Source organism: Cupriavidus sp. WS, from assembly GCF_000395345.1.
GTDB classification, from domain to species: Bacteria; Pseudomonadota; Gammaproteobacteria; order Burkholderiales; family Burkholderiaceae; genus Cupriavidus; species Cupriavidus basilensis_B.
Window position 1 is genome coordinate 1 of record NZ_AQPL01000761.1, and the last position, 435, is coordinate 435.

The window sequence follows — 435 nt, forward strand, 5'->3', positions numbered from 1 at the left end:
CGAGCCCAGCGCGGTGCCGCGCAGCACCGCCGGGATCATGCGCTTGAAGTCGGCCTTGGTCGGGAACAGGTTGGTGATGTGGTCGGTGAAGGTCTCGCGGTTTTCCTTCTGCTCGAGGTTGGCGATGATCTCCGCGAAACCGAACACGCCCATCGCCACCGAGACGAAGTTCAGGCCGTCGGTCAGTTCGGGCACGTCGAACGAGAAGCGCGCCGCGCCCGAGTTGACGTCGGTGCCGACCAGGCCGAGCAGCAGGCCCAGCACGATCATGGCGATGGCCTTGACCAGCGAGCCCGAAGCCAGCACCACGGCGCCGATCAGGCCCAGCACCATCAGCGAGAAGTACTCGGCGGGACCGAACTTGAAGGCCAGTTCCGACAGCGGGGCGGCGAACGCCGCCAGGATCAGGGTGGCCACGCAGCCGGCGAAGAACGA

1 protein-coding gene is annotated in these 435 nt (G+C 66.7%); it reads right to left on the minus strand.

Features of this window, described 5'->3' with window-relative positions; genetic code table 11:
* The coding region (locus K206_RS40690; protein ID WP_043368094.1) for a tripartite tricarboxylate transporter permease at positions 1-435 on the minus strand (435 nt) is incomplete at both ends.